The following is a 25,355-nucleotide window of genomic DNA, read 5'->3' as shown; positions in this document are numbered from 1 at the left end:
AGGTTGTGAAATCTAGGTTAACACCCAGTTAACACTGGATGAATTGGAAGCTAAGCCTTTTCTTTGCTGTCCGCCATTGCAGCTGCAAAGCGTTCGAACAGGTAGAAGCTATCTTGTGGTCCGGGTGAAGCCTCCGGATGATATTGCACCGAGTAAACCGGACGATCAGTCATGCGGATTCCGCAATTCGACCCGTCAAACAACGAGCGATGGGTTTCAACGACCCCAGAAGGTAGGGTCTGAGCGTCAACAGCGAAGCCATGGTTCATCGATGTGATCTCGACCTTGCCTGTGTCCAGATCTTTGACCGGGTGATTTGCGCCATGGTGACCGTGATTCATTTTGACGGTCTGACCGCCAAGCGCCAGTGCCAGCATTTGATGGCCAAGGCAGATTCCGAACACGGGCAGGTCAGTCGTATCCAGGATTTCTTTGATCATCGGTACAGCGTATTCACCGGTTGCGGCGGGGTCACCGGGACCGTTGGACAGAAACACGCCATCTGGCTCGTGCGCCAGAACCTCTGAAGCCGTTGCTGTCGCGGGCAAGACCGTGACATCGCAACCGGCAGAGGCCAAGCAGCGCAGGATGTTCCGTTTTGCACCGTAGTCGACCGCAACGACCTTGTGGACCGGGTTTTCCTGCTGCGGATACCCATCAGGCCATGCCCAACGCATTTCGTCCCAGCGATAGCTTTGCGCGCACGTGACGTCTTTGGCGAGATCCATGCCTTCCAGCCCGGCAAATCCGCGCGCAGCGGCGATCAGAGCTTCAATGTCGAAGTTGCCATTGGGGTCATGTGACAGTGCGACATGCGGCGCGCCTTGCTGACGGATCGCGCGGGTCAGGCGCCTTGTATCGATGCCACCGATGGCGATACGGCCACGACGGGCCAGCCACCCTTTTAACTCCTCCGCCGAACGCCAGTTCGACGGCTCGGTTGGGTCCCATTTGACCACCATGCCAGCTGCAACCGGATCGCCGGTTTCATCATCTTCCGGGTTCACGCCGACATTGCCGATATGTGGGAAGGTGAATGTCACGATCTGTCCCGCGTATGAGGGGTCTGTCATGATCTCCTGATACCCGGTCATCGCTGTATTAAAGCACAGCTCGGCCACAGTTTGGCCGGTTGACCCAAAGCCCATACCGTAAAACAGAGTTCCGTCGGCCAATGCCAGACATGCGGTGGGCTTGGACTGGACGTTCTGGGCCATGGCACGACTCTCCTGCAGGGTAAATCGGCGCATATCTAAGGGGGTTAGGCCGCTGGGTCAAGTCTGTTCAATTTTTCGGCTATTGTTTAAATTCAACAACTTAACTGTACCTGAAGGCTGTTGTATCGCTCTTTTTATTTCGATATGTTCGTGGTTCCGTTGCCATGGGGATGGACAAACCAGATGGATATGCGATCGAGGGTGAATATCGCCCTTAAGCAAGCAATGAAAGATAAAGCAGCTGAGCGTTTGTCGACGCTGAGGCTGATCAATGCGGCAATTAAAGACCGGGATATCGCCACGCGCGGATCCGGTAGTGAAGAGGCCAAAGGATGCGGCGACTCTGAGGTTCTTGAAATCCTTGGAAAAATGACCAAGCAACGCAAGGAAAGCGCGCGGGCCTACGAAGAAGGTGGGCGTTTGGACCTGGCCGAGCGTGAGCTGCGCGAAGTTGGCATTATCGAAGAATTTCTGCCCAAGCAGCTTGATGAAGATGAGGTCAGCGACGCCATTCAAACCGCCATCACTGCAACCGGTGCGGGTTCGATCCGCGACATGGGCAAGGTGATGGGCGAGCTCAAGACCCGCTACACTGGGCAAATGGATTTCGGCAAGGTCGGACCGATGGTCAAGGATCATCTTTGCGCTGCGTCGAACGGTGGCTGCTGAGCAAATTGCACACATGAAATGGGCTACTGCGCGGCTGGACTGCGCAGTTTCTCGACGAGGTCGTCATAGAGTGTGATGCGTTCATCTTCGGACAGGAATGCACCAATCTCGACCTCGCGACCATCTCCGATCAATGTGACATAGTGCGGGACCGGCCCGCCTTTTAGGTGCATCTGTGGGCGTGCCCAGTAGCGATTGCACGACCATTCCTGATCACCATGGCCCGGCGTGTGATGAACCAGCTTCGCCTGAGATCCGTTTAAGGTTAGCACCTCGAACGCACTGCGGGCACGATAGTTTGTCTGTATGGCCAGCCACAGTCCTAAAACGGTGAGCAGCAGAAACGGTAGTAATCCCCACAAGATGACCGAACCCAACATTGCCAACAGCGGAATAAGACCAAACAGAAATACCGACAAAATAACGATCATGGCCCCGCGCGGTGGCAGAGAGTTATGCGGCCAGAGGCGCAGTTCTTGTTCGGTTTCCGATGTTTGATTCCATCGATAAGGCATGGTGAAAAAATAACGCACTATGGTCGGGTGTCGACGGTTAATGATCAGATGACGTGACCAACGCGCACCCAGGACAGTGCATCATCCAACCGGTCATCGCCCCAGAACACCTCTCCGCGTACAACAAGGCTGGGTGCGCCAAACACCCCAAGCCGGGTGGCCTGATCTGTCTCGGCCTCAAGGGCGGAGACCGTATCAGGGCTGCGCGCGCGGGCAAGGGCAAGACGCGGATCCTGCTGACAGCGCAGTAGCGCCTCGGACAGGGCCGATTCACTGCCCGCCTCAATACCTTCCTCGAACCAGATGCGATACAGATTCTGAGTGAACAGCTTTCCCCACCCGTCTTTCATCCCCAACAAGGCCACTTGATTGGCCAGTGCTAAATCCGAGATTGGGTAGGGCGCTGGCAGATTGGCATGGATGCGGTACTTGGCTGCGCGCCGTTCGATGTCGCGCCACATATAGGCCGACTTAACCGGCTTTCCCGCAAAGGGAATGTTCTGTTGTTCCGACATGACGGTGCGCACGTTGAAGGGCCGCCAAACAACCGTCGCATCGTTTTCGGCGCACCAATCATCCAAGCGCATGACCGTCAGAAAGCTGTAGGTGCTGCCAATTGAAAACCAAAAGTCAATTTCGGGCATTGTACCGCTCCTGTTGCAGGGGCTCTGCGATCAGGATACATCAAACGGCCACATTTTTCGATCTTTGCGCGTCGTGGCGGGAAGACGATACGCCTCAGATAAGGGTTTTGTCAATTGGAGCCAAAGGGTTAGGTGCCGTTCCAACGCCGGTCATCTGACGTAAGTCGATCTCGATCATGCGGCTGATCGCCGAGATCGGGACATCGGTGGCATCACCTTCAAACGGGTCTTCCATCGACGCGCTGACCCGTTCCGTCACGAAGAATATCCAGCACACCAGCGCGCCGATCGGGGCGAAGATCATCCAGTCCAGAAACACCGATTGCAGCATCGGTATATCCAACCCAATAGTGATCGAACGTTCGTCGTTGAACGCCAGTGGCAGCAAGAAGATGAAGATATAGCTGAAGACTCGCCCGACCTCGGCAACCTGTCTGGGGAACGGGGTATTCTTGATACGCTCACTCTGACCCTGCGCATCTGTGAGCCGCGTTAGCCTGTTCATCAGCGCCACATGCCAATACGGATCGATACTGTGCGTTTGCGCCAGCGCCGAAAGCCGCTCACCCTGTAGAAACAGCAGGTATGCGGCGCGGTTGGACTTTCCTTTCAGCCTGGGCAAATCTTGCGCAAGCTGGCTTTTGCGCCAGCTTTCAGGATCCTGGTGCAGCGCAATCTTGTCCGAGGCTGGTTTGTGTCCAAACATCCATGGCCTGCGCGTTCGTCCGTTCAAAGAAGGCTGACGCAACTGATATGCCAGCATGTTCAACCATGCTATGTGACGCTCAAGCAACTCACGACGTACTTCCGGATCGATCGGGGTGCCGTCAAGCTGGACAAGGTTGGTAATCACATTGCCCCAATCCCGGCTGGTATTGACCAGATCGCCCCAAATCTTGCGCGCTTCGACCCAGCGGGCATAGGCTGAGGTATTCTTGAAGCCCAGAAAGAACGCCACCGCTAGCCCCAATATCGTGACCGGAGGGCTGGAGTTGGAGATCAAGTCTATCGGGGTGATCGCATCCACCAGCTCAAGCAGGAAGATCCAGGTCAGAACGATACAGATAAAGCCAAAGGACCCTTTGACCATTTGCCGGAGCGAGATGCCGTCGTGGAGAATCATGTGATGTGGATCTTTGCTTAGTGCTGGTCGGGGGAAAGGGCGTTTTGGGGATACTAGCGATTTGTTCTCTGACGAGTCCACGCGTGACGGTGAGCAAATTCGATACTGGGGAATTTAAAACACAAAGCCCCGCGAAACGCGGGGCTTTGTAGAATTCAGCTCAGAATGCAGGGATCAGTGCGCGTGGCCTTTGTCCCAGTCTTCCTGCTTGGGCAGCTGCTCGAACGTGTGTTCGGGCGGTGGGGTGGGCAGGGTCCATTCCAGCGTATCTGCGTATTCGTTCCACGGGTTCGGTCGTGTTTCTTTGGCGCCCCGGAACAGGGCGTAGAACACAATGCCGAAGAACAGCAGGAACGAGGCGAAGGACACGAACGCACCAATCGACGAGACAAAGTTCCACTGTGCGAAGGCCTCAGGGTAGTCGATATAACGGCGCGGCATGCCCTGACGGCCCAGGAAGTGCTGCGGGAAGAAGGTCAGGTTCGCGCCGATGAAGAACAGCCAGAAGTGAACCTTGCCCCAGAACTCCGAGTACTGACGACCCGTCATCTTCGAGAAATAGAAGTAGACGCCAGCGAAGATCGCGAAGACGGCACCCAAGCTCATCACATAGTGGAAGTGAGCAACCACGTAGTAGGTGTCGTGATACGCGCGGTCGATACCCGCCTGCGACAGAACCACACCGGTCACACCGCCGACGGTGAACAGGAACAGGAAGCCAAAGGCGAACAGCATCGGCGTCTTGAACTCGATTGAACCGCCCCACATGGTCGCAATCCATGAGAAGACCTTAACCCCTGTCGGCACGGCAATGACCATCGTGGCGAGCATAAAGTAAGCTTGCTGACGCAGCGACAAGCCAACGGTGTACATGTGGTGTGCCCACACGACGAAGCCCAGAACGCCGATCGCGATAATCGCCCACACCATAGGCAGGTACCCGAAGATCGGCTTGCGCGAGAAGGTCGCGATGACGTGGCTGATGATGCCGAAACCAGGCAGGATCACGATGTACACTTCCGGGTGGCCAAAGAACCACAGGATGTGCTGATACAGGATCGGATCGCCGCCACCAGCAGGATCAAAGAAGGTAAAGCCAAAATTGCGGTCCATCAGCAACATGGTAATCGCGCCCGCCAGAACCGGAAGGGACAGCAGAATCAGCCAAGAGGTGACGAAGATCGACCAGCTAAACAGCGGCACCTTGAACAGGGTCATGCCCGGGGCACGCATGTTCAGGAAGGTGGTAATCATGTTGATCGCGCCGAGGATCGAGGAGGCGCCCGATACGTGCACGGCGAAAATCGCAAGGTCCATGGACATGCCGCCTTCGGTCGTAGACAGCGGCGGGTAAAGAACCCAGCCAACGCCTGATCCGGCCTGATCATTGCCACCGGGCGCAAGAAGCGATGCGATACCCAGCGATGTACCGGCAACGTACAGCCAGAAGGACAGGTTGTTCATCCGCGGAAACGCCATATCTGGCGCGCCGATCTGTAACGGCATGAAATAGTTGCCAAATCCACCGAACAGGGCAGGGATTACTACGAAGAACATCATCAGAACACCGTGATAGGTGATCATTACGTTCCACAGGTGTCCGTTGGGGGTACACGGGTCGGCCATGAAGCCTTCCAAACACATGTACTGCACGCCCGGATGCATCAGTTCGAGCCGCATATAGATGGTCATCGCCACCGAGATAAACCCGGCAAGCGCCGAGAAGATCAGGTACAGAATCCCGATATCTTTGTGGTTGGTCGACATGAACCAGCGCGTAAAAAAGCTGCGGTTGTCTTCATGCTCGTGACCATGAATGGCTGCGTCTGCCATTAGGTGCCTCCTGTTGCAACTGCGCCGCGCAGACAGACCTCTCTGACACGCGGGTTTCCTGCTGGTTTTAGATTGCGAAGAGGGCACCTTCAATGGTCGAGTTTGATATAGATCAAGATAAATAGCCGCACCCTCTTGAAAAGGGTGCGCTATATGCCGCCTTACTCCAGGTCAGAAAGGGTGTTCCTCAGGTGATCCAGCGGTACCCAATTCTGTGTCGCGCAGATCGGCCCGGCGCATCCCTTAAGGCGTAACCGTCCGTCTGGAAGCTTGGTTGCAGAGCCGCGAAAAGACAGCCCGGTTTCAGGGTGCAACAACCGTCCTTGCCCCCAACCATTTGCGCCTGGGCGTAGGCCTGTGATCATGAACTCTCCTGGTCGCATGTGCCGCCAACTTGCGGTTTCCCAACCCCAAAGGACGCGACCGCATGTTGAGGCGGGATCGCCAGGGCAGGGTTCAAACCGAACGACAGCGCCAAGATAGGGGGCAGAGTAGAGGCCCGACAGTTCCGCACGTGCTTCCTTGCCGGCCAGAAACAGCAGGCCCGAAACCGTGACTATCCTTAGCCAACCGGCGGATTGAAAGCCGACCCGACGCGTGCGAATTCCTTGTGATAGTCTGGATGTTCGGTTCCCATGAGCCTGTCCCACCAAGTGAAGTACAGACCCATGTTATAGCGCCCGTGGCTATGGTGGAGGTCATGATGCGTGACACTCGTCATCCAATCGAGCAAGGGTTTTCCGTTTCGGTCAGCGGGAAAAACCTCGTACCCGCAATGGCCAAGCGCATTGCGCAACATCATGTGAAACAAGAAGACAAGCAGGGCGACTGTATTCATGGGCACCAAAGCGACAAAGATAGGTAGGAACAATGCGTTAAGGACAGCTTCTGTTATGTCGAACGAATAAGATGTGAACGGCGTTGGATTGTGCGACTGATGATGCGTGCGGTGGGCCAGTCTGAAAAGGCGCCTTGTATGCAGCAGACGATGGGTCCAGTAAAACCACCCATCATGGGCCACTATGATCAACGCAAGCGAAGCGATCAGGTAGGTCCAGCCAAAGTCTGAGACCTTGTCATAGATCGGGACAAGACCACTGGAATGGCCGAGACCGATCAGGATGCCGGTTGCGGCAAAAATCAAAACTGTCCGCGCGCTGGTCAGCACCTCTCGCTTGATTTGGGACCATCCCGGCGTTCGGTCACGTATCTTGCGATCTTGCAGGCGGCGGGCCAGCATCGTGTTTACGACCAAAAAGGTGCCGCCGGCCCCCAGCGCATACCGCAGTGTATCATGGGTCAGGGTACCGATGATTGCATCAATCAGGGAAAACTCACTCATATCCAAGCTCCGTCATGTGTTGAGATACGAATAGGATGTCTGGATGCGGTGGGCAGGTCTCGTCGATGCTGAAATCAACGCGAAATTTGCAGAATGAACCGGTATTTTCGGAATCGATCAGTCCCGATTGCGATAGTCGCGCGGGTTTGTTCCGGTCTGGGAACGGAACGCTTTGTTGAATGGTCCAAGGGACGCAAAACCAACCTCATGCGCGATCTCAAGTATAGTCGTTCGTTCGTGTTGCGGGTCATTCAAAAGGGTTTTGGCCGCTTTGATACGGGCGGTATTGATGAACGTCGAAAAGTTGCGGTGCCCCATTTGGCTGTTGATGGTGGCACGCAGTTGATGTTCGGGCACGCCAAGCTCTTCTGAGAAGGCGCCGATGGTCAGGCCTTCGCGCTGCCAGATGCCGCGACGCATGGATTGTTCAATTCGTTCAACAAGGTCCGGTCTTGGTTTAAGCCGGATGCGATCCGTGGGCGGAACCCAGGCAGGTTCCAGTGCCCAGATACTGAACAAAAGTACAAGCACCAGAATGGCGCTGGCCTGCAGGGGATACACCCAGATGGGTAAATTCGCATCCAGCCCGCTCACCTCGACAATGGAAACGATCAGACCCAACGCGCCCATTGCGGCCAGAAACCCGCGCCTGAACCTGCGACGCTGGTTGACCAGATCATCACTGTCCGTTGCCAGTGCCAAGACGATCAGCCCCAGGTACAGTGCGATTGCCAACCCGCCCCGGATCGGCGCGAACATCGGCAATACTGGTACAAGCATAGCTGCCACAACGGTAAGGGCGGCCAATATCAAAACAGGCCTGCGTTGTGATCGCTCATCGGTAAGTTGGATGGTCGCCATCCAAGCCAGGGCCATCGGCGTCAGTGTGGCCCCGATAACGAGTGCCCCCCGCAAAACACCCGGCAGCTCTGCCGGTGCCGAAACCAGCAAGTAGCAACCTGTGCACAAACCCAATGCGACAACAGACAGCGTCCCGTGTGGTCGCTGGTGCAGCATTAAGACGGCGATGGTGATTGCGATCACGCCAATTGCCATTCCGCGCAGGATCAGGTCTGCCATCATGTTCCATCCGGTTTCTATCCCGCTTCAGCTTGCCATCCAGAACCTTGCAAGTCTTGTCGATTCTGAATTTGGGTGTTGAGAAATCGAGGGATTTGTCTCGATCCCTTGACCTTTGCCATATGGGCCGCAAAAACGGGCGCGTGGACAACACGGAAGGTGCGACATGAGTTACGATCCAGAAAACATCTTTGCCAAAATCCTGCGCGAAGAAATCCCGTCGATGCGGGTGTATGAGGATGAGGATACTCTGGCATTCATGGATATCATGCCACGTACAGACGGGCATTTGTTGGTGATCCCCAAGACCGCGTGTCGCAACGTGCTGGATGCCACACCGGAACAACTCTCAACCGTCATTGCAACTGTCCAAAAGATGGCGCATGCCGTGAAGCAGGCCTTTGACGCGGATGGTGTCACAATTCAGCAGTTCAACGAAGCGGCCGGAGGGCAGGAGGTGTTTCACCTGCATTTCCACGTGCTTCCTCGCCACGAAGGCATTGCCATGCGCCCGCCGGGGAAGATGGGCGACTTCGATGTGATCGGCGCACATGCCGACAAGATCAAAGCCGTGCTGCCTTGATCAATCTGGGTCCGCGCCTGGGTTTGCACAGCGCGGACCACAATCCGTAAACGCTTGCAGCACCGCGCAAACGTGATCGTGATGCCCATCGCATGCTTTGGTAATGTGGGCCAATTCCAACTCGAGACCACGCAGGCGCGCGATCCGGTCCCGCACATCCGCCAACTGTCGCTTGGCGATTTCATGGGCCCGGTTCAGATCGGGCCCCTTGGCCCCTTCCAGTGACAGCAAGGCCTGCACATCGGCCAGAGGTAGTCCAAGATCTCGGCCATGACGAATGAAATGTAATCGCTTTAAGGCTGCCGCATCGTATCGGCGTTGATTGCCGGTCGTGCGACCCGGTTCCGGCAGTAGCCCTTTGCTTTCATAAAAGCGGATGGTGGGTACCTTCACACCGGTTAGTCGCGATAAGTCCCCGATTGAATGCATTTTTCCCAACCCCCTTGAACCTCTAGTGACTAGAGGTATTACATGCGGTGTGTAGCCGAAACAAGGGACACAAAACGATATGGCACATCAACATTCCCACCATGGGCATTCACATGGTCACGTGGACCCAAACGCGGGCGATGCGCGTGTGGCCTGGGCGATCGGGGTCAATATGCTGTTGACGGTTGCGCAAGTTGTCGGCGGCATTTTTTCGGGATCTCTCTCGCTTATTGCGGACGCCTTGCATAATTTTTCAGACGCCGTGGCGCTGATCATTGCGTTTTTCGCGCGCAAGATTGCCCGGCGACCGGCTGATGCCCGGATGAGCTTTGGCTATGGCCGGGCAGAGGTGGTCGCCGCGCTTGTGAACTACACCACCTTGGTCGTTTTGTCGGTTTACCTGTTCTATGAAGGCGTCATGCGGTTTTTTGAACCTGAAACCATCAATGGTTGGATGGTGGTTTGGGTCGCGACGCTGGCCCTTGTTGTCGACCTGATTACCGCGGCGCTGACGTATTCCATGGCTAAGGACAGCATGAATATCCGCGCGGCCTTTCTGCACAACCTCGCTGACGCACTGGGCTCGATTGCCGTTATTATCGCGGGGGCGGCGGTTATTCTGTTCAACTGGACCTGGGTGGATCCGGCAGTCACGATCATGATCTCGATCTACATCTTGTGGCACGTCAAATCCGAGATTGGAGAAACCATCCGTGTGTTAATGCTGGGCGCGCCCCCTGATTTGGACCCAGAAGAGGTCGCCGCGGCCATTGAAGCCACACAAGGTGTTCGCGAAGTGCACCATGTTCACCTGTGGAGCATGCAAGAGCGGCAACCCGCCTTGACCGCTCATCTGGTCATTGACGCAGGTGCTATGTCGAGAGCTGATGGCATACGCGCCGATGTACGGCAGAGCTTGATGGACCGTTTTGCCATAGGGCACGCAACGTTGGAAATCGAGCAATCTGAAAGCGCGTGCGTCGGTTTTTCTCGGTTTGGGCATCAGGAAGAATAAGGGGCTTTAAGCGAATTGCCGTTCCGATTTGGGGTCGGAACGGCAGACTCGTAACCAAACACTTATCGGATTTCGCAGGGCGCAAACCCCGGATCACCGGTTTAACATACCACTCACTCTAGACTGGTCGTTCCATGCTACTCGTTAACAAGGCATATGTATGTCAGTTAAATGGATTTTGGCTAAAGATTGCCCCAAATCGGGTCAACATTTAGTAAACAGAGTTGCCCTTAGGAAACAGACGAGGCCGCTTTTAACGATTGTTGTTCTCATCACGTCAAAAAGCGAATCGAAGCCCGTTGCCATACCCCGGCACTTTCACGCGTTGACCGATTCAAAGGCGTCATCAAATGTCTTCTGCAGCGCAGCGTCGAGATCTGCCATTGTGACCGGCAACCCGAGATCGACCAGTGAGGTCACGCCATGATCTGTGATGCCACAGGGGACGATGCCGGAAAAATGGTCAAGCTCTGGTTCTACATTGATCGAGATACCGTGAAAGCTGACCCACTTACGTAAACGCAGGCCAATCGCGGCAATCTTGTCCTCTGCAGGCTCGCCTGTAGCTGACAGCGGCTTGTCGTCCCGACGGACCCAGACACCGACACGACCGTTTCTTACTTCGCCGTGTACATTGAATTCTGCCAAGGACGAAATCACCCAGGTCTCAAGCTGTTTCACAAACTTGCGCACATCGCGGCCTCGTTTGTTCAGATCAAGCATCACATAGGCGACACGCTGTCCGGGGCCGTGATAGGTGTACTCACCGCCGCGCTTGCTTTGATAGACTGGAAAGCGTTCCGGATCCGTCAAATCGTCGATCTTGGCAGAAGTTCCGGCGGTGTAGAGCGGGGGATGCTCAAGCAACCAGACGCATTCATCGGCATCGCCCGCTGCAATCGCGGCGACACGCGCCTCCATAAAGGCGACCGCATCGTCATAGCTGATCAGGCCATCCGTGATTTTCCATTCCATGCGGGCCTCATATCGTGCGAGCGGGGCAGGGGAAAGGGGTCAAGCCGCCTCGGCCAAACAACGCTGCAGAACTTGAACATAAGTGTCTGTACCTTGCGCACCCGTCAGCAGGTACTTTCCGCCGAACACCATCGAAGGCACACCGGACACACCTCGGCTGGTCCAAACCTGCTGCTTCTTGCGAACGGATTCGGCATGTGAGCCCGTTTGCAACACGACACGTGCGTTTTTAGCATCTAGTCCAGCTGTTTCGACGGCTGCCAATAAGACGTCCAGATCGGATACATCTTGTTGGTGCGTGAAATATGCCTCAAACAGCGCAAGCTTGAGCGGATGTTGCCGACCTTGCGTTTCAGCCCAATCAAGTAATTGATGGGCAGAGAACGTATTGACGATCCGACTTTCATCGTTGAAATTGAAGGTAAATCCTAGGGCAGTCCCCAATTCCGTCAGTCGCGCACGCGCCTGTTGACTTTGCTCGGTCGTCGAGCCGTATTTTTCTGCGATGTGCTCGCGCAGATTTTGACCTTCCAGAGGCATATTCGGGTTCAGCTCGAACGGATGCCACCTGAGATGCGCCAGAATACCCAATTGCTGAAGCGCTAAATCAAGCTGCCGAAACCCGACAATGCACCACGGACAGACCACATCCGAAACGACGTCGACTTGAATAACTGGGCGTGGGTCGGGCGAGGTCATCAGCGGTTCCGATCAGGCGTTTACGACGGTGTTTGATCCCTAAGATAAGGCGGCCCCAAAGGATTTTAAACCATCGTGTTTTTGCCTCTTCACAACATGAGCGCCAACGTCTATACGCCCCCGTACCAAGTCACAGGCAGTGCGGTCGTGGCGGAATTGGTAGACGCGCAGCGTTGAGGTCGCTGTGGGGTAACACCCGTGGAAGTTCGAGTCTTCTCGACCGCACCAGAACTTACTTGATCAGTTGGTTTTCGGCCTTATAAACAAGGGCATTCAGCATTTTCCGAGTGTGTCGCATAACGCAGACAGCACACACGGACAGCACACAATGGCCCTTAGAATGAAGATCAAATACATCGACCCTATCAGCGATACTCAGTGGCGTTTCCGCAGAAGGTGGCCGAAACGGGTGCGTAAAATACGTGGTGAAGACGCCTACCAGAAGCACATAAAGGCGCGCGACGGGGCAGCTTTTCAGCGCGAGTATCAGTTTCACCTGAGGAACTTTGACGAGATTGTTGAGGATACCTACAGGCGGCACCCTGAGGTTGACACAAGGTCGGCCACTCAGAAGTTCATCGACGCCCAGCACCTTGCAGAGCACTACATGGCGGGTGTTCAAGGGTTGGACCCTGACGATAGCTGGACCCGTGGGGTGGTGGGGGAAAGCCTAGCTGCCCGTGGAGAGGACCCCGAAGTTGTAGCTGCTGTCCTGAATCCTGATCAGGAACCCCCGAAGCCGACGTTGGTCGACATGCGGAATGTTTACGCGAAAGACAACGGTCTTGCAGATGATCGGAAAGAGATGGTCAGAATTGACCGCACCTTTGGTCGACTAAGTGACGCCTTAGGGAAATCTCTGGACGAGATAACCATTGAGAGTATCGACCGGCTGACGACGCGCGCCTTCAAGGACCACCTATTAGGGCTTAAGAAGGCAAACGGGAAACCTCTGGCACTAAAGTCGTGTCAGCGTGAGATGATTATTGTAGCTGCTGCTTATCGCCATGCAGTCAGGGAGCTAGAGATACCAGCAGGGCGCGACCCATTCGAGCGTCTGGCATGGCCCAAGGAACAGGTTAGCTCGCTGGACAAGAACGTCCCGCTGCCTGACGGCGTTGTAGATGCCGTGCAAGAAACCCTTGAGGGTGGCCGTAGCAAAGACCTGCCAGATATGTGGCTGGTGCTGAAAGGGACGGGGATGCGACTGGGTGAAGCCTGTGGTCTGCGCGTAAGCGATGTGGACCTCTCTGGGGAAACACCGTCCATCCTGATCACCGCAAACGAGATCAACGGCATCAAGAATAACAACAGCGAAAGGCACGTTCCGCTAGCCTCAGACAGCCTCAGGGAATCCCTCAGGGCGCGTGTGGAGGGGCGTTCGGGTAGTGAGCCGCTGTTCCCTTCTTATGGCCGTGACGGAGGCCCTACGGCTGCCTCTGCGGCTTTGATGAAAGCGGTCAGAAAGAACACTGATGACAAACGTATGAAGGTCCATGGGCTGCGACACAGGGCAAGCGACAAGCTAAGGGATGCAGGGGCCCCTGTAGAGGTTCGTCATGGGTATCTTGGGCATTCCGCTCAATCGGTTGCCGAGAATACCTATGGTGGACGTGAGGCGCGGCTTAGAGAGTTCGCTAGGTGGGGCGTGAAGGCTGGGCTTTAAGTCAGCAGTCCAATCTACGTGCTCCTGGTGCTGAGCAAATAATCACTGATCGCTATGTAGTGATTCTCGACCCGATGTGAGGGGCATTCGTCCAAAGCGGCGATAAACGGACTGAGCAGGTTCGTGAGTGGCTGGTAAAGGCTGGGCTTTAGGGCTCGCAAAGCAATGACCGCCCAGCATCTCGGGTTGCTGTTCGCGTGGTTAGACCCGCTAAATTGCTAAGTCGTTACACAATCACTCGGGTATTCGGGATAAAGCCACCGAGCGTGTACATCGAGCAAGTTTGTCAATTTGGTCACGGAGGATGATAGTTGCGCCGACCAGATATGGTATTGACTGGACGCTACTATTCAACATAGTGTATTTCACAAGAAATCGATGAAGTTGACGTGGGCGAAATCATGCGTTCAGGATTTGGAAAAGCCGTGCAAAAGATACGTGCGGAGCGCGGCATCACTCAGTCTGCTTTTGCAGAACTAACTGGATGGTCGCTCTCTCGAATTAGCAATATCGAGTATCAACGGGCCGCGATTAGCGACGATGTACTCCGCGTCTACCTGAGGGTTCTAAATACGACAGGAAAGGAAGCGCATCACCTTCGAAAACTTGCCAGCTTTTCTAACGGGGTAAGGAAAGAACAGGCGCAACAGTCCGAACACCCAAATATGGTGGCACTACTAAGGCAATTCGGAAAAGACCTTTCGCCTAAGGCGGTCGCAGAAATCCAGCAGATCATCGAAAAAGAGACTGGTGAACGTGTGTCAGCGCTTATGTTTCAAAGTAACAAAAGCCCCAAGAAACCTAGGTCAAAGACGAAACGGGCGCACTTGCAACTCCAAAGGTTCGTTGAGGTTTGTATTCTGGCAAGTCAATTTCGCAGGGGTTTTGCCAAGGAAACGCATAAGCTGAACTTGGAAAAAGTCCTTGAAGAGTTGGCGGCAAACAATGACGATTTCGATTATCGAATATCGGAAGTTTTGCCCGCAACAGCACGCGGTGCGTTCGCGGTTATTGTTGGCGAAACCCACGGTGTCACTCTCCATTGTGAGGATGACCGCTATACCAAACTCACAAAGGGCGTCCACTTTTGTAGGCATGTTGTGGCACATGAGATTGGCCATTACGTGCTTCACAGGGACCAGCTTAACTCGGACGGTGAGTTGGTCTTTGAACCCCAGCTACTTGCTCAAAACTCGTCTCAGATGATTGGAGCAAAGGGTGAGATACAGCAAGTGGTGGATACCAATGAAGAAGCTGAGGCTGAGTGCTTTGCAACCATGTTGCTAATCCCTTGGGAGGCTTTTATTCGTGGAACAACAGCGGATTACCTCGCCTCAGACTTTGGGGAGCAACGCTCTGAAGTGAAGCGCTATATGTCATACTTCAAGCAACCAGCCGTCATTGAAGAGTTCAAGAAGCAACTTTGGGAATTGGGTGAGGCTTCGCATCCAATTTTTCGCGAGTGACACTAGGTGGCACCAGAAAGAGGCTGGGAGAAATGAACTCTCCTGAGGGTCACTTTTAACCATATAAATAAGGCACTTAAGACCCCGTTCCCGTTAGATAACAGTTTTAATCAGTACCTTCTTAAGGAGAACCATCAGGGGACACTCAAGGGTCGCATTCGCTCCGAAAGACCAATTGAGGATTGATGATAGTCTACCATCAAGTTCGGTTGATACTTCATCACCATGTTCGCAAGAACAGGTAAGTCTGCACCTTAAGGTTAGCCCCTGATAGGGCACCTGAACTATTCAGGTATACCTTCAGGGGCAACTTAGGCTAAGGGCTTACAAAATGAGTGAGGCGACATCTCAACATCTTTAACCGGAGAGCGGGCAGCCAGACGGCAGACCGAGATGTTTTCTGGGGCTCCACAAAAATAACTTCCTACAAACCCGATTAACGCGCGCTTATGAGAGCACTTCTATTTGAGTTTCCATGTATTCTTTTTCGGTTTTCCGTCTTCATAGATACGAAACTCTTTTGTGCCGATGCGTTCAACGCTCCAGCATTTTTGCCCCCAATCCCCTTTTTCACACCACTGGTCTCCTTTAACGAACCAGTCTCCCGTGTACTTGTCTTTTCCGTCCCATAGACCATTGAGCTTGCCGTTCTTTTTACTTGTTGCCTTACTGTAGGCTTGTACCCACGGCGTCTTTCCGTCGTTATTGGATACACCTGACAACTGGCCGCCGGGTATAGTGGCAAGAAGCTCTTTTTGCGTCATGAACTCTTGAGCGAGCGCCATAGTCGAGGTCATAGCCCCAAATGTCGCTATGATGACTGCTTTGCCTAGAAGAGAATGCGCATTCTTGAGCTGAAAGCTATGAAGTCCGTAAGTCATGAGATAAATCCTTTCCGAAAATTCTTCGTTACAATGACTGTTCCCGCAATTGAGCTATGAGGAAGTCGCAACAGTTAGATTGTAGCATAACGCCAATAAACCTCCAAAATCTTGGCGCTGAAGGCATAATGAAGACGTATTCCACGACCCTCAGGGCAACGCAGGGTAAGCTCACGGGAAGCCTCTAGGTGGAAACCTTCGGGTACGACCACAGGGGAACCTACAGGTGGACGCAAAGGCTGCCCGCATAGGTGGGCCCTAAAGGTATGGCTAAGTGGCTGATGAAGGAGGTAAAAGCTCTAGTCATCATTGGTCTTTTCCAGCACGGTGTTTCCCCGAAATGGCGAAAAAATGTGAGTGTCAGAGATATATTAATGTGCCGCCCGCCCCCCCCCCGGTGTCCCCTGATCGTACCACCTCACGACACACAGGCAGCACACTTAGGTCGAGAATACGTCACCACTTCGGGCACCATCAGGCCGCCAGAGTGCAGAAACCAAGGGATATGCAGGGGATATGCAATCCTTTTCACGTCGCTGGACACCTCTTGAGGCTCAGACAGCGCACCGAACTGCCACCATCTTTTTCCTGAGGGGCTGGGCGTCTGTGCAATGGGGCGTACAGACTGGCACACCTTAGGCAGACACCTAAGCCACCACCTCAGTCACCCATCAGGTCCCTATAATATAACACCTTTAGGTATCACGTTTGGTGATCGACCTGTGGCCTTCCTTTAGCCATCGTGAAGTCACGCCATCAGGTGCCGCGCAGGGGACAGTGTAGGGTCACCTTCAGGCAATGACGACGGGGGCAGCCTGACGGTTGACGCTATGCGGAGAGGCTGTGTGAAAACTCAGGCCCATGAGCTCTCTCGTCGCGCTCATTTTCAGCACCTGTGCAAAAGCCCTCTCAGTAGCGCGAGAGAGCGCACATAAAGGGTGTTTTGGGCGTTTTATGCCGGACGGTCGGAGTTTTCACACAGCCTCCGGACGAAACGGACCTTCGATACATGTGGCCCAATGCCCGTTTTCAAGCGCATTGAGTTCAGCAGTCACAGCGCTCGCGGATAACATCATTTTATGATATTTTGCCATTCGTTGACAGCTAAGTCGGCCTATAGTTATGCAAGCAGTTGCATAAAATGTTATCGAGAGCAGATTTCATTGAACATGGATGAGGGAATACCGCACTGCAATATTACATCGACATACCTCTATCTATCGGCGTGTTGCTGATAGCATTCAGAGGTCTTGATTTTTTCTTTCTGCCGCATCAGCAAGACAGTATTCATAGTTACTTCTTGAAACTTCAAAAATGGCTTCTAGAGATTTCGCAAAATGAAAGAAACGTAGAATTCAAGGGATTCTTTGGCGTTGTTTCTATAGTAGCTGTGTTCCAACTGTTTCTTCTGATGTCTTCATTAATTCTTGTGCCGGTAATACTAATTGGAGCGCTTTTTCATTGGGAGGAAGCCGGAGGGCTTGGGGTTTATGAACCAGAAATGGGTTGGTCTGGTTTAGCCGCTGGCCTAATGTACGTTGCATCAATAATTCTGCTCAATATGCTAGTTATTCGCGTATTCTTAGCTAGATTCTACGTAACGATCTCGGCATATACTTCAGAACGGTTAACAAGGCTGGGCCTCTTGATTATTGCGCCTTTCGTGGTTTTGTTGTTTGGTTATAGGTATTTGAGCATTAAATTTGGCTTTGCTGATGTAATTGGCGGGAGTGTTGATGCGCTAATATTCTTTTCTATTCTTCTTCTTCTGTATTTTGCTTTCTCTGTCGTGTCGATCACTTCTGTCCTGTCGAACATAAAGTCAGGAAAAAAGACAATTGCGGTAAAGCTGTTTTTGTTCATAGCCATTTTCTTCGTTCGACGCATTGCCGCCTATCAGAAAGGGGCGTTGGCGGCTATTGCTTTGGTTGGCACTATTGCCTTGGGAACAATTAAGCTGTTTTTTAGCTGAATGTCATCGAGGTGAATTACTGTTTGGGAAAATGGAGGTGTAATACTTTAATGTGCTCCACGGAAGTCAATTGATACTGATATTCATTCGTTTTAGGCGCGACCGGTGAAAGCGGGTATTTTCACACATAGCAGCATCGATCAAAGTGGGCTTACAGCAGACATTAGCAGGTTTGCGGTAGTTGGCGTGCCCACAGATGCCGAGCGGCGGATGATGCGGAAGCTGAAGGCTGTAGCAGAACACCCCACCACAGACGAAGGGACACGCCTTAACGCCGCCCGGAAAGGGGTCTCTCCACATGCGGGAAATTCCCGAAAATGCAGTAAATATAAAGGGTTGACAGCGATTCCTTGACGATTCACCTATGCGTTGCATCGCATCGGTGCAGCACTACCAATAATAGGAATAGTATAATGATCGTCTTTGACTTTTGCGTCGGCCCCTTTGACTTGCTCGTCGAGCGTCACCAGCTTTCAACGCCCCTTAAGGTGACCCTTGAGGGACCGGGAGAGACCTTCGTCGATGTAGGTCGCTACACTTTGACCTTCACGAACCACAAGAAGTTTGAGGCAGGGCGTTCGGCTGCCTCAGGCACCCTCGGGTAAAGCGGGGGTGGGTGGAGACTTAAGGTGCCCTTCTGGTGGGGTGAGGGGTGCCTTAGGTCCGGCTACCCGGCCAGTAGGAGCACTCCCTTTCCAAAGCAAGGGCAAAGGGTTTCAAGGCCAGCTTTGACGGCCCTTCTTTGCAAGTCTCTCAGCGGCTCGTCTTTGTTGTCGTGTAAGTCGAACCGCTGGGTTGGATGGCGACACCGATACATCTGGGTACTCTTGTGCAGACATGCCAGAATAGGTCACACGACCTTCTTTCATTACGTTGTGTTGCTGTTCGCGCTCGACAATCTCACTTTCCAATTCTTGTGTCCACTCTTCGACCTCAATCATTAACAGGTCCTCAGAACTGCCTTCTCGGTGATCGGTAGAGTTTGGCCCCTCCATAGCTACACCAATCGCGCGTTTTAGGTGCTTGTTTCGTCTTAGTATTGCGTATGCATAGGTTGCTAAGATGCTGCTTCGAACTTCTCGGTACTGCTCATAATCGCGTTCCAAATCCACGTCAGTTGGGAATGGAAGAAAGACAAAGACGTATGCACACAGTGGGTCGGCAGCATCGCCTCCTGCGGGTAGAATACTCCTTGAGAACCTTATGTGCGGTCCACTCTGCGCGGTCTCCAATGCGTCAATGAATGCCCCAGAAAGTGCGCGCCGTCTCGTCCTGTCCTCTGCAGCCATGATACGCAATGCGCGTTCAATATCCCTCGCGCTAACGTCAAAGTCTGGTGGTGCAATTGCAGTTCCATCGAGTACAGTCTTTGTGAAGAGACGGATAAGCTTGTCCCAAGCACCGGAATTTTTATTGGCATGAATCTTGGCCTTGTATTCAGGGCGCGCTTGCAAGCGCTCATAGCCCCCACCTTCAATCATGTATTTAGTCTCTGGCCTTTCTCCTTTGACCAAGAAGACGTGCCCACCTTGGTCGTCCTCATTCTGAAGATAAAATGCCAGTAAATCAGCTTCGTTTTCTGCAATAACAACCTTTCCAGAGCGGATGGCGTCGGCGCGATGATTTAGATAGCGTACGAAATCACTTACGGTGTCCAACTCAGACATCACTAAGTCTAAACCGCGTCGATCAAAAACATGTACAAACGGGCCGTCAGGGTCGACGTCTCCAATGAAAAAGGGCTGACAAGGTTCGGAGCCTTTCGGTGCGTGAGCGTCACCTTTGATTGCAGGTGCGATTACAAAAGACCCATCGTTCCCACGGAAGTGCCTTTGCCCAGCTTCTTCTGCTCCAAGAGCTATTGCTATTCCGTGAACCCGTCGATGCTCGACTTCTGGAAGGTCAATTGGCAATGGGTGCATGCAGGCTTTATCTATGAAAATTCGGTCCGGGTGTTCCTTTAGCCAGCGTTCCGCGCCTCTTATCTGCTGAACCGATTTTTTTACCGCTCGTTTGTACCAGCGTTTCCAACTAATGGCTTCGTCTGCGTTGTCTTTCCACTCTATGGATTTGTCGCTGAACACCAGTAGGTCGTTGCCGAAGACAACTAAAAGGTCACAAAGCTCTTTGCCATCACCCGTTTTATGCCCGCGATTGTCATTGAATGTGTTGGGATAGGACCAGAGGTCTAGGAAAGTTCGGTCTGCCAACTCAGCTAAGTATCGCTCGCTGTCGGTGGCCCCGGAACCACGGTGAATAGGTTTCAGTGTTCTGACTTTCTTTGTGATAGGGCGTTCCACAAATTGGTAGAAAATCAGATTGAGCGCAACGCGAAGTTGCTCGCGCATATGCGACTACACCCGAGCGGCCACCCTCGACGATCTCCGTCAGGTCGAACGTCTGCGCGCCCTAAGGGACGACCCATCGGCCACTGAAGGGGAGAAGAGGGCTGCTCGACACGTCCAAGCAAAAAAAATTACAGGCGAAAAAGGGATTAGGTGTCCCCTGCACAATTATAGTTTTCAGTGGCTTCATTAGGCGCGAGTGACTTGTATGTCACCAATCGTTAAAATCCGTAAAAAGTGAGCAAAAATAATGTCTTGTGTGCCGTTTCTATTTGCCTAAATAGGGGTCAGAAGCAACTTAAGGAACCCGATATGAAAGACAGTGTAGTAGCTCAGATGCAAGCAGACGCCGACGAAGCCGCAGCGCAATACATGGGACTGCCCCGCGCCGGATATGACGGGTTGCATTGGGGGCACCTGATACTGACAAGCAAGATGATCTGGGCAATCGACAGCACGCTGCAAGGGGTTAAGTGGCCAGACCATGCGGAACCCGAACGCGCCAAAGCCCTCCGTATGCTTGGAGAGACCATTAGCGTATTCCAAGAATTTTCTAGTGAATTTTGTCCCTATGGAGAGGACATGCGCCTTGAAGCTGATGAGCAGGAAAGACTGGAACAAGCCGAAGAGTGGAGCGACAAAGTCTTTAACTCGCTTCCGCCTTTGCCCAGCGGCGAATAAGTACAGACCTAGATTAGACCAACGTAGGGGCGACCTTAGGGCTGCCCTTTTGGTTTTCCGTAGCGGTTACGAGAGCGTCGAACGCATCCCAAAATCTCTATGAAATCTTGAGCGTGTACAGCAACTTACAGCATTTCAGCGGGCGCAGTCAGTGAAACACCCCCACTATTGCACAAATAGAACCGCCGCGATCACCGCTGAAGCAATCCTTGCCGCCAGCCTTCAAGCTTCCCTTCCGTCCACCAGAACCCGCCCCCGAACACCAACCAAAGGATACCATGACAGACACATGGACGATGCCCACGCCTCAGAGCATGGGATGCAAACCACTGACCCGACCCCAGCAGGACGCCTTCGCCAATCTCTGGAAGGCCAGAAAGATGAAGTACAAGACCAAGGCAGAGCGCGACGAACTTTGTCAGAAGGTCTACCTGAGCAAATCCCGCGTGGCCTTGTGCCGTTCCCTCATGCCGAAGCAAACGCGGAAGCAGGAGAAAGATCACAAGAAGAACAGGAAGCCCCTGACCAAGCCCCAGATTGAACGTGAGGCGAAGCAAGCCGCCACCAACCAGAAGCGCAGTGAGACCATGAAGAAGGCTTGGGCAGAACAGAAGGCAGCCAATGAGCTTGCCGTGCGCCGCCGCGACTGGGTAACCATGAAGGTTGCCGAATGGCGACAATACAGGGCAACCGAATTTGAGACCGAACTGAAGGCTGAAGTGGAACCCCACGAAGAGAACCCAGATTGGTTCGACCAGATGACCAAGGCGATACTCACGGCACGAGAACTGGCTGCTGGTCTGGATACATCAGACGTTGAGGCAGGGCTGATTGCTGAGTTCGACATGCGACGCAGCACCTTGCCCAAGAACCCATGTGAAAGTTCTGTTTGAACAGCGGCTTATAAACAGCACCCACAGCAGAATAATACTTTATAGTTTTGTTCCTCCCACGGCTTTTCTTATCCTTTGGTCGTGAGGGGACCTTGGCGGGCGTCTCTCGTGTTGGGTTCAGGGACGCCAGTCATCTTTCCCTTATCCACCCCTCCATCCCAAATCCTCTATCGCCTAAAGGAAGGTAGACATGACCAAGATCACTTTCATTGACCGCCCTTGCGGAACAGGAAAGACCACCGACCTCATCGACGACCTGAAACAATGGAACCCAGACACGCACATGCCTGTCCTAGTGGTGACCCCGCGATTGTCAGAGGTCCAGAGGATAGTATCAGGTGCCCATGAGGCCATGCTTACGGTCCCCGAAGGCAATAACAAAACGATAGACATTGAGGGGCTGCTAAAGGCTGGCGCGAATATCGTCTGCACGCACGCCCTCTACATCCGCCTTGAGCATCTGGCTCTGGCTGGTCTTCTGGCACGCTACCGTCTGGTGATCGACGAATGCCCGACACCCCTTGAGATCGGCCCAGCCATCAGCAAACGGAACTTTCAGGAACAGGTGCTGGATACAGGCTTTGCCAACGTGGACCCCTTCACCCGGAAGGTCACTCCGAACCCGTTGTGGCTTCAACAAATGACCAACACGGGACTTACGGGAACCTTAGGGCGACTGCTGAACGAAGCCTTAAGGGGCCGCCTCTTCGTTGCTGAAGATGGTCGACCCATCGTTCTGGCCATCCCCACGGCATTGCTTACGGCACCCTCAAGCCTGACAATCCTGACCTATCTGACGGAGGGCAGCATGATCGCGGCCTATCTCAACCGGATTGGTGCCCCCTACGACGTTCAAAAGTGGGCAGGTGAGGAAGACTGGGTACGTGCCCAGCGCGACCTGATCACCGTTGAGACGATGGAACTACCAGTTGTCAAAGGGATGCCCATGAAGTTGACCCATAGCGGTCAGACCAACCGCTTGCCTAATGGTGTCGCTAAGACGCTGGGTAGCAAGCTCCGCAAGATGTACTTTAACGGCCCCCTCAGGGACACCCCGAAAGAGAACATCATGATCACCTGCGCGGCCAACCTCTACTTTGATGGTGGTGCCGACAAACGCAGGAAGGCCAGTGCGATGATGAAAAGCACCGGGCTTTATGGTCGCTGGACCGAGACAGATGGGCAGTGGAAGGTGAAGGGTGGACTGCAATGGGTCGCTAACCAGACCAGAGGCATCAACGACTACATCAACTGTTCACATGCCTTTTATCTGTACGACCAACACCCGAACCCGGTTCTGTGCAGCTATCTGCAAAAGGACGCGGACAAGTGGGGTGAGCAGTATGCCCTGACTGAGTTGGTGCAGTGGCTCTATCGTTCTCGCGTTCGTGTTGGGGAACCCGTCACCGTCTATGTCCCATCTGACAGGATGAGGCGCATCCTGACCGACTGGCTCAACTCGGCGCAACCTGAACGATTGCCGATGGCTGCCTAAGCAGTACCTGCAAAGTCCACCATCACACCCAAATTCCTGGCCCTGCCTTCCTGACCGAAGATGGGGCTTTTCTGTTTTGAAAGGATAACCCCATGCCGAAACCCATGGTGCCCCCTAGGACGGGGCCAAAGAAGCGCGTGCTTGTCCCCGGCAAACTCAAAGGCCGCAAGGCAAGGACCGAGTTCGCCCGAGACCAATACATGACGCCCATGCAGAAGGACGAAGCTGAGCGCAAGTCTCTGCGGTCCAACAGTCACCCCATCAGGCGCATCCAAACGACCCGCCTAGAGAACGCCCTCAGGGACATGTTCGGGGACGTTGAAGTAGGCCGCATGCTGGACAAGATGCGAGAGCGCCGTTCGGCCCTTGGTTACGAGGGCTACAAGCTGCCCGTGAATGTGCCCGTGAGGTTAAAGCCGACTACGTATGTCTTGCTGGACATCGTTCGTGAACGCTTTGCCCAGGCACACCCAGAAATTCCGTTTGAACTTGGAAACCAAGAGATTGTCGCCGGTCTCATGGCGAAGGGTTTGGAGGCCATCGCTGCATGTGAAGATGACGTGTTCATCGACACACTCCCCGCTAAAGGAAAAGAACATGAAGACTAAGCGTATCGTTGTGGCGAACCGTCCCGACAGCAAACAGACACTCTCCACAGAGTACTGCGGTGATGACTACTGGAAAATGACCAAGGCACAGGGTGCCAACCTGTATTCCTTTGAATGGCGTGACCACAAGCAAGCACCTTGGAAGGTGATTGTAAGCCACGTTGACCCGATCACTCTCTATAACCGGGTCCGCGTTCACTTCGCCTCTGAAGCTGGCGAAGATGCCGAGCACGTGGACCTGCGCGGGGACATAAGCAACGCCCTGTTAAGAACGATCTACGGCAACGCAAAGGGTCACTTCACAGGCATGAAAGCCCCCAACTCTGGGCCGTCCCTAGAGGACCGCCTGAACGCTGAACTGGCGGCTGGCAAGATAGCCCCTGAACAAGTGGAGCAGATCAAGCAGGACGTCGACAGTCGCAAAAGCCAGAATTTCAACCGCATCGCTCGAGAGAAAGTACGGGCATAACCCAACACTGAAAGGATATGAACATGGACCTGCGTTCAGACATCATTGACGTTGCAAACTTGGCCGCTGTTACCCAAGGCGTCAAAGCCGAAGGCAGCGTTACTGGTGGCAGCGAGTTCACCACAACAGTACCCTCGGCACCGACAAACGTCGCTGCGACCGTCCATAACCTTGGCGGCATCCCAACTGTAGAGATCGAACCCGGCAACCCGGCAAGTCGCACCTCTGTGGAGACCGCTCTGGCCGCTGGTCTGTTGACCAAGGAACAACTTGAAAAAACCCCTCAGGAAGCCTTGAACGAAGCCCCCGAAGGTGAGGATGACGACACCACCAACGAAGCTCTGGGTGCGCATGATTTGGACGAGTTGCTGGGCGAAGAGAACACAGACATCGTCAACCATCTGGTGGATGAGATGGGCGAGGATGCCACCGCTGTAATAATTGGTCAAACCATCATGTCCGACGGGTTTATCGATGTTGACGCCATTCGAGACGCTATGGGCGATGCAGATGACGACCAAGTTGAAGGTGTGGTCAACGACGTTGCCGACTTTATCGACGACGGACGGGACTACCTAGCCGAACAGATCACCACCGCTGGTTACGACCTGAACATGCTTGAGCAAGTTGTATCCAATGACCCGGAACTCTACGCACAAGCTAAGGCTGCCTTTGGTCAATTCCTGACTGACGGCTCTATGGCTGGTGTTAAGGCCGTGCTTGACAAAGCCACCTCCTAAACCAACCCCCAAAAG

26 protein-coding genes and 1 tRNA gene are annotated in these 25,355 nt (G+C 53.7%); 14 read left to right on the top strand and 13 right to left on the bottom strand.

Going from position 1 to position 25,355, the window contains the following annotated elements; translation table 11 throughout:
* Positions 1–50 precede the first annotated feature (50 nt).
* A complete protein-coding gene (carA, locus tag Q1B21_RS01235) occupies positions 51–1,217 on the bottom strand; it encodes a glutamine-hydrolyzing carbamoyl-phosphate synthase small subunit (RefSeq protein WP_299884952.1) in 1,167 nt (388 codons plus the stop codon).
* A gap of 183 nt (positions 1,218–1,400) precedes the next feature.
* On the opposite strand from carA, the gene Q1B21_RS01230 reads away from it, so the two are divergent.
* Positions 1,401–1,886: a GatB/YqeY domain-containing protein gene (locus Q1B21_RS01230; RefSeq protein ID WP_299884949.1), complete on the top strand. Its 486-nt coding sequence runs from the start codon at positions 1,401–1,403 to the stop codon at positions 1,884–1,886.
* Positions 1,887–1,909: 23 nt separating this feature from the next.
* Here the strand turns inward: Q1B21_RS01230 and Q1B21_RS01225 are convergent, their stop codons facing one another.
* The 7 genes from Q1B21_RS01225 to Q1B21_RS01195 all read right to left on the bottom strand — a co-directional run bounded on the left by Q1B21_RS01225 (position 1,910) and on the right by Q1B21_RS01195 (position 8,423).
* The gene (locus tag Q1B21_RS01225) at positions 1,910–2,401 is read right to left on the bottom strand and encodes a DUF2244 domain-containing protein (protein WP_299884946.1); all 492 of its coding nucleotides are present in this window, start codon (positions 2,399–2,401) and stop codon (positions 1,910–1,912) included.
* A 44-nt stretch (positions 2,402–2,445) separates the two neighbouring features.
* The gene (locus tag Q1B21_RS01220) at positions 2,446–3,045 is read right to left on the bottom strand and encodes a 2-hydroxychromene-2-carboxylate isomerase (protein WP_298932541.1); all 600 of its coding nucleotides are present in this window, start codon (positions 3,043–3,045) and stop codon (positions 2,446–2,448) included.
* Between the two features lie 94 nt (positions 3,046–3,139).
* A complete protein-coding gene (locus tag Q1B21_RS01215) occupies positions 3,140–4,168 on the bottom strand; it encodes a bestrophin family protein (RefSeq protein ID WP_299884942.1) in 1,029 nt (342 codons plus the stop codon).
* 174 nt (positions 4,169–4,342) lie between these two features.
* Positions 4,343–6,001 (bottom strand): cytochrome c oxidase subunit I, encoded by a 1,659-nt coding sequence (gene ctaD / locus Q1B21_RS01210; RefSeq protein WP_298932538.1) that lies wholly within the window; start codon positions 5,999–6,001, stop codon positions 4,343–4,345.
* 161 nt (positions 6,002–6,162) lie between these two features.
* On the bottom strand, positions 6,163–6,366 hold the full coding sequence (locus Q1B21_RS01205; RefSeq protein ID WP_299884938.1) for a DUF2147 domain-containing protein: 204 nt from the start codon (positions 6,364–6,366) through the stop codon (positions 6,163–6,165).
* Between the two features lie 197 nt (positions 6,367–6,563).
* Positions 6,564–7,343 carry a sterol desaturase family protein gene (locus tag Q1B21_RS01200; RefSeq protein ID WP_299884935.1) on the bottom strand — a complete coding sequence of 260 codons (780 nt, stop codon included), beginning with the start codon at positions 7,341–7,343 and terminating at the stop codon, positions 6,564–6,566.
* A gap of 117 nt (positions 7,344–7,460) precedes the next feature.
* Positions 7,461–8,423: an AraC family transcriptional regulator gene (locus Q1B21_RS01195; protein WP_299884928.1), complete on the bottom strand. Its 963-nt coding sequence runs from the start codon at positions 8,421–8,423 to the stop codon at positions 7,461–7,463.
* Positions 8,424–8,589: 166 nt separating this feature from the next.
* Here Q1B21_RS01195 and Q1B21_RS01190 point away from each other — a divergent pair, with 166 nt between their 5' ends.
* On the top strand, positions 8,590–9,006 hold the full coding sequence (locus Q1B21_RS01190) for an HIT family protein (protein WP_299884925.1): 417 nt from the start codon (positions 8,590–8,592) through the stop codon (positions 9,004–9,006).
* On the opposite strand, the gene Q1B21_RS01185 is transcribed toward Q1B21_RS01190, so the two are convergent.
* Entirely contained in the window at positions 9,007–9,435 is a 429-nt protein-coding gene (locus Q1B21_RS01185; protein ID WP_299078361.1) for a helix-turn-helix domain-containing protein, read from the bottom strand. It abuts the gene before it with no gap.
* A 79-nt stretch (positions 9,436–9,514) separates the two neighbouring features.
* Here Q1B21_RS01185 and Q1B21_RS01180 point away from each other — a divergent pair, with 79 nt between their 5' ends.
* Entirely contained in the window at positions 9,515–10,450 is a 936-nt protein-coding gene (locus Q1B21_RS01180) for a cation diffusion facilitator family transporter (RefSeq protein WP_299884922.1), read from the top strand.
* Positions 10,451–10,768: 318 nt separating this feature from the next.
* Here the strand turns inward: Q1B21_RS01180 and lipB are convergent, their stop codons facing one another.
* Positions 10,769–11,425, bottom strand: a complete 657-nt coding sequence (gene lipB, locus Q1B21_RS01175) for a lipoyl(octanoyl) transferase LipB (protein WP_299884921.1) — start codon at positions 11,423–11,425, stop codon at positions 10,769–10,771.
* A 39-nt stretch (positions 11,426–11,464) separates the two neighbouring features.
* Positions 11,465–12,124, bottom strand: a complete 660-nt coding sequence (locus tag Q1B21_RS01170) for a DsbA family oxidoreductase (protein WP_299884918.1) — start codon at positions 12,122–12,124, stop codon at positions 11,465–11,467.
* A 141-nt stretch (positions 12,125–12,265) separates the two neighbouring features.
* Between Q1B21_RS01170 and Q1B21_RS01165 the strand changes: the two genes are divergently transcribed.
* From Q1B21_RS01165 to Q1B21_RS01155, 3 genes are all read left to right on the top strand, one after another.
* Positions 12,266–12,352: transfer RNA gene (locus tag Q1B21_RS01165), tRNA-Leu, on the top strand.
* A 100-nt stretch (positions 12,353–12,452) separates the two neighbouring features.
* On the top strand, positions 12,453–13,790 hold the full coding sequence (locus Q1B21_RS01160) for a tyrosine-type recombinase/integrase (protein ID WP_299884915.1): 1,338 nt from the start codon (positions 12,453–12,455) through the stop codon (positions 13,788–13,790).
* A gap of 389 nt (positions 13,791–14,179) precedes the next feature.
* Positions 14,180–15,256: an XRE family transcriptional regulator gene (locus Q1B21_RS01155; protein WP_299884912.1), complete on the top strand. Its 1,077-nt coding sequence runs from the start codon at positions 14,180–14,182 to the stop codon at positions 15,254–15,256.
* A gap of 461 nt (positions 15,257–15,717) precedes the next feature.
* On the opposite strand, the gene Q1B21_RS01150 is transcribed toward Q1B21_RS01155, so the two are convergent.
* On the bottom strand, positions 15,718–16,137 hold the full coding sequence (locus Q1B21_RS01150; protein WP_299884910.1) for a hypothetical protein: 420 nt from the start codon (positions 16,135–16,137) through the stop codon (positions 15,718–15,720).
* A gap of 1,228 nt (positions 16,138–17,365) precedes the next feature.
* Here Q1B21_RS01150 and Q1B21_RS01145 point away from each other — a divergent pair.
* Both Q1B21_RS01145 and Q1B21_RS01140 read left to right on the top strand, forming a co-directional pair.
* Complete coding sequence (locus Q1B21_RS01145; protein ID WP_299884907.1) at positions 17,366–18,109, top strand: hypothetical protein; 744 nt, start codon at positions 17,366–17,368, stop codon at positions 18,107–18,109.
* A 413-nt stretch (positions 18,110–18,522) separates the two neighbouring features.
* Positions 18,523–18,714, top strand: a complete 192-nt coding sequence (locus Q1B21_RS01140) for a hypothetical protein (protein ID WP_299884904.1) — start codon at positions 18,523–18,525, stop codon at positions 18,712–18,714.
* A 111-nt stretch (positions 18,715–18,825) separates the two neighbouring features.
* Here Q1B21_RS01140 and Q1B21_RS01135 read toward each other — a convergent pair whose 3' ends face one another.
* Positions 18,826–20,457: a hypothetical protein gene (locus Q1B21_RS01135; RefSeq protein ID WP_299884901.1), complete on the bottom strand. Its 1,632-nt coding sequence runs from the start codon at positions 20,455–20,457 to the stop codon at positions 18,826–18,828.
* Between the two features lie 309 nt (positions 20,458–20,766).
* On the opposite strand from Q1B21_RS01135, the gene Q1B21_RS01130 reads away from it, so the two are divergent.
* The 6 genes from Q1B21_RS01130 to Q1B21_RS01105 all read left to right on the top strand — a co-directional run bounded on the left by Q1B21_RS01130 (position 20,767) and on the right by Q1B21_RS01105 (position 25,340).
* The gene (locus Q1B21_RS01130; protein ID WP_299884898.1) at positions 20,767–21,135 is read left to right on the top strand and encodes a hypothetical protein; all 369 of its coding nucleotides are present in this window, start codon (positions 20,767–20,769) and stop codon (positions 21,133–21,135) included.
* Positions 21,136–21,413: 278 nt separating this feature from the next.
* Complete coding sequence (locus tag Q1B21_RS01125) at positions 21,414–22,028, top strand: hypothetical protein (protein ID WP_299884895.1); 615 nt, start codon at positions 21,414–21,416, stop codon at positions 22,026–22,028.
* Positions 22,029–22,218: 190 nt separating this feature from the next.
* Positions 22,219–23,523: a hypothetical protein gene (locus Q1B21_RS01120; RefSeq protein WP_299884892.1), complete on the top strand. Its 1,305-nt coding sequence runs from the start codon at positions 22,219–22,221 to the stop codon at positions 23,521–23,523.
* Positions 23,524–23,615: 92 nt separating this feature from the next.
* Complete coding sequence (locus tag Q1B21_RS01115; RefSeq protein ID WP_299884890.1) at positions 23,616–24,131, top strand: hypothetical protein; 516 nt, start codon at positions 23,616–23,618, stop codon at positions 24,129–24,131.
* Complete coding sequence (locus tag Q1B21_RS01110) at positions 24,121–24,600, top strand: hypothetical protein (RefSeq protein ID WP_299884887.1); 480 nt, start codon at positions 24,121–24,123, stop codon at positions 24,598–24,600. Before Q1B21_RS01115 ends, Q1B21_RS01110 begins: the two co-directional genes overlap by 11 nt.
* A 23-nt stretch (positions 24,601–24,623) precedes the next feature.
* Positions 24,624–25,340 carry a hypothetical protein gene (locus Q1B21_RS01105; RefSeq protein WP_299884885.1) on the top strand — a complete coding sequence of 239 codons (717 nt, stop codon included), beginning with the start codon at positions 24,624–24,626 and terminating at the stop codon, positions 25,338–25,340.
* The last annotated feature ends 15 nt before the right edge of the window (positions 25,341–25,355 follow it).

The sequence above is a fragment of the uncultured Ruegeria sp. genome (assembly GCF_947504215.1).
Lineage (GTDB): Bacteria > Pseudomonadota > Alphaproteobacteria > Rhodobacterales > Rhodobacteraceae > Ruegeria.
This window is presented reverse-complemented; position numbering and strand designations above follow the sequence as displayed.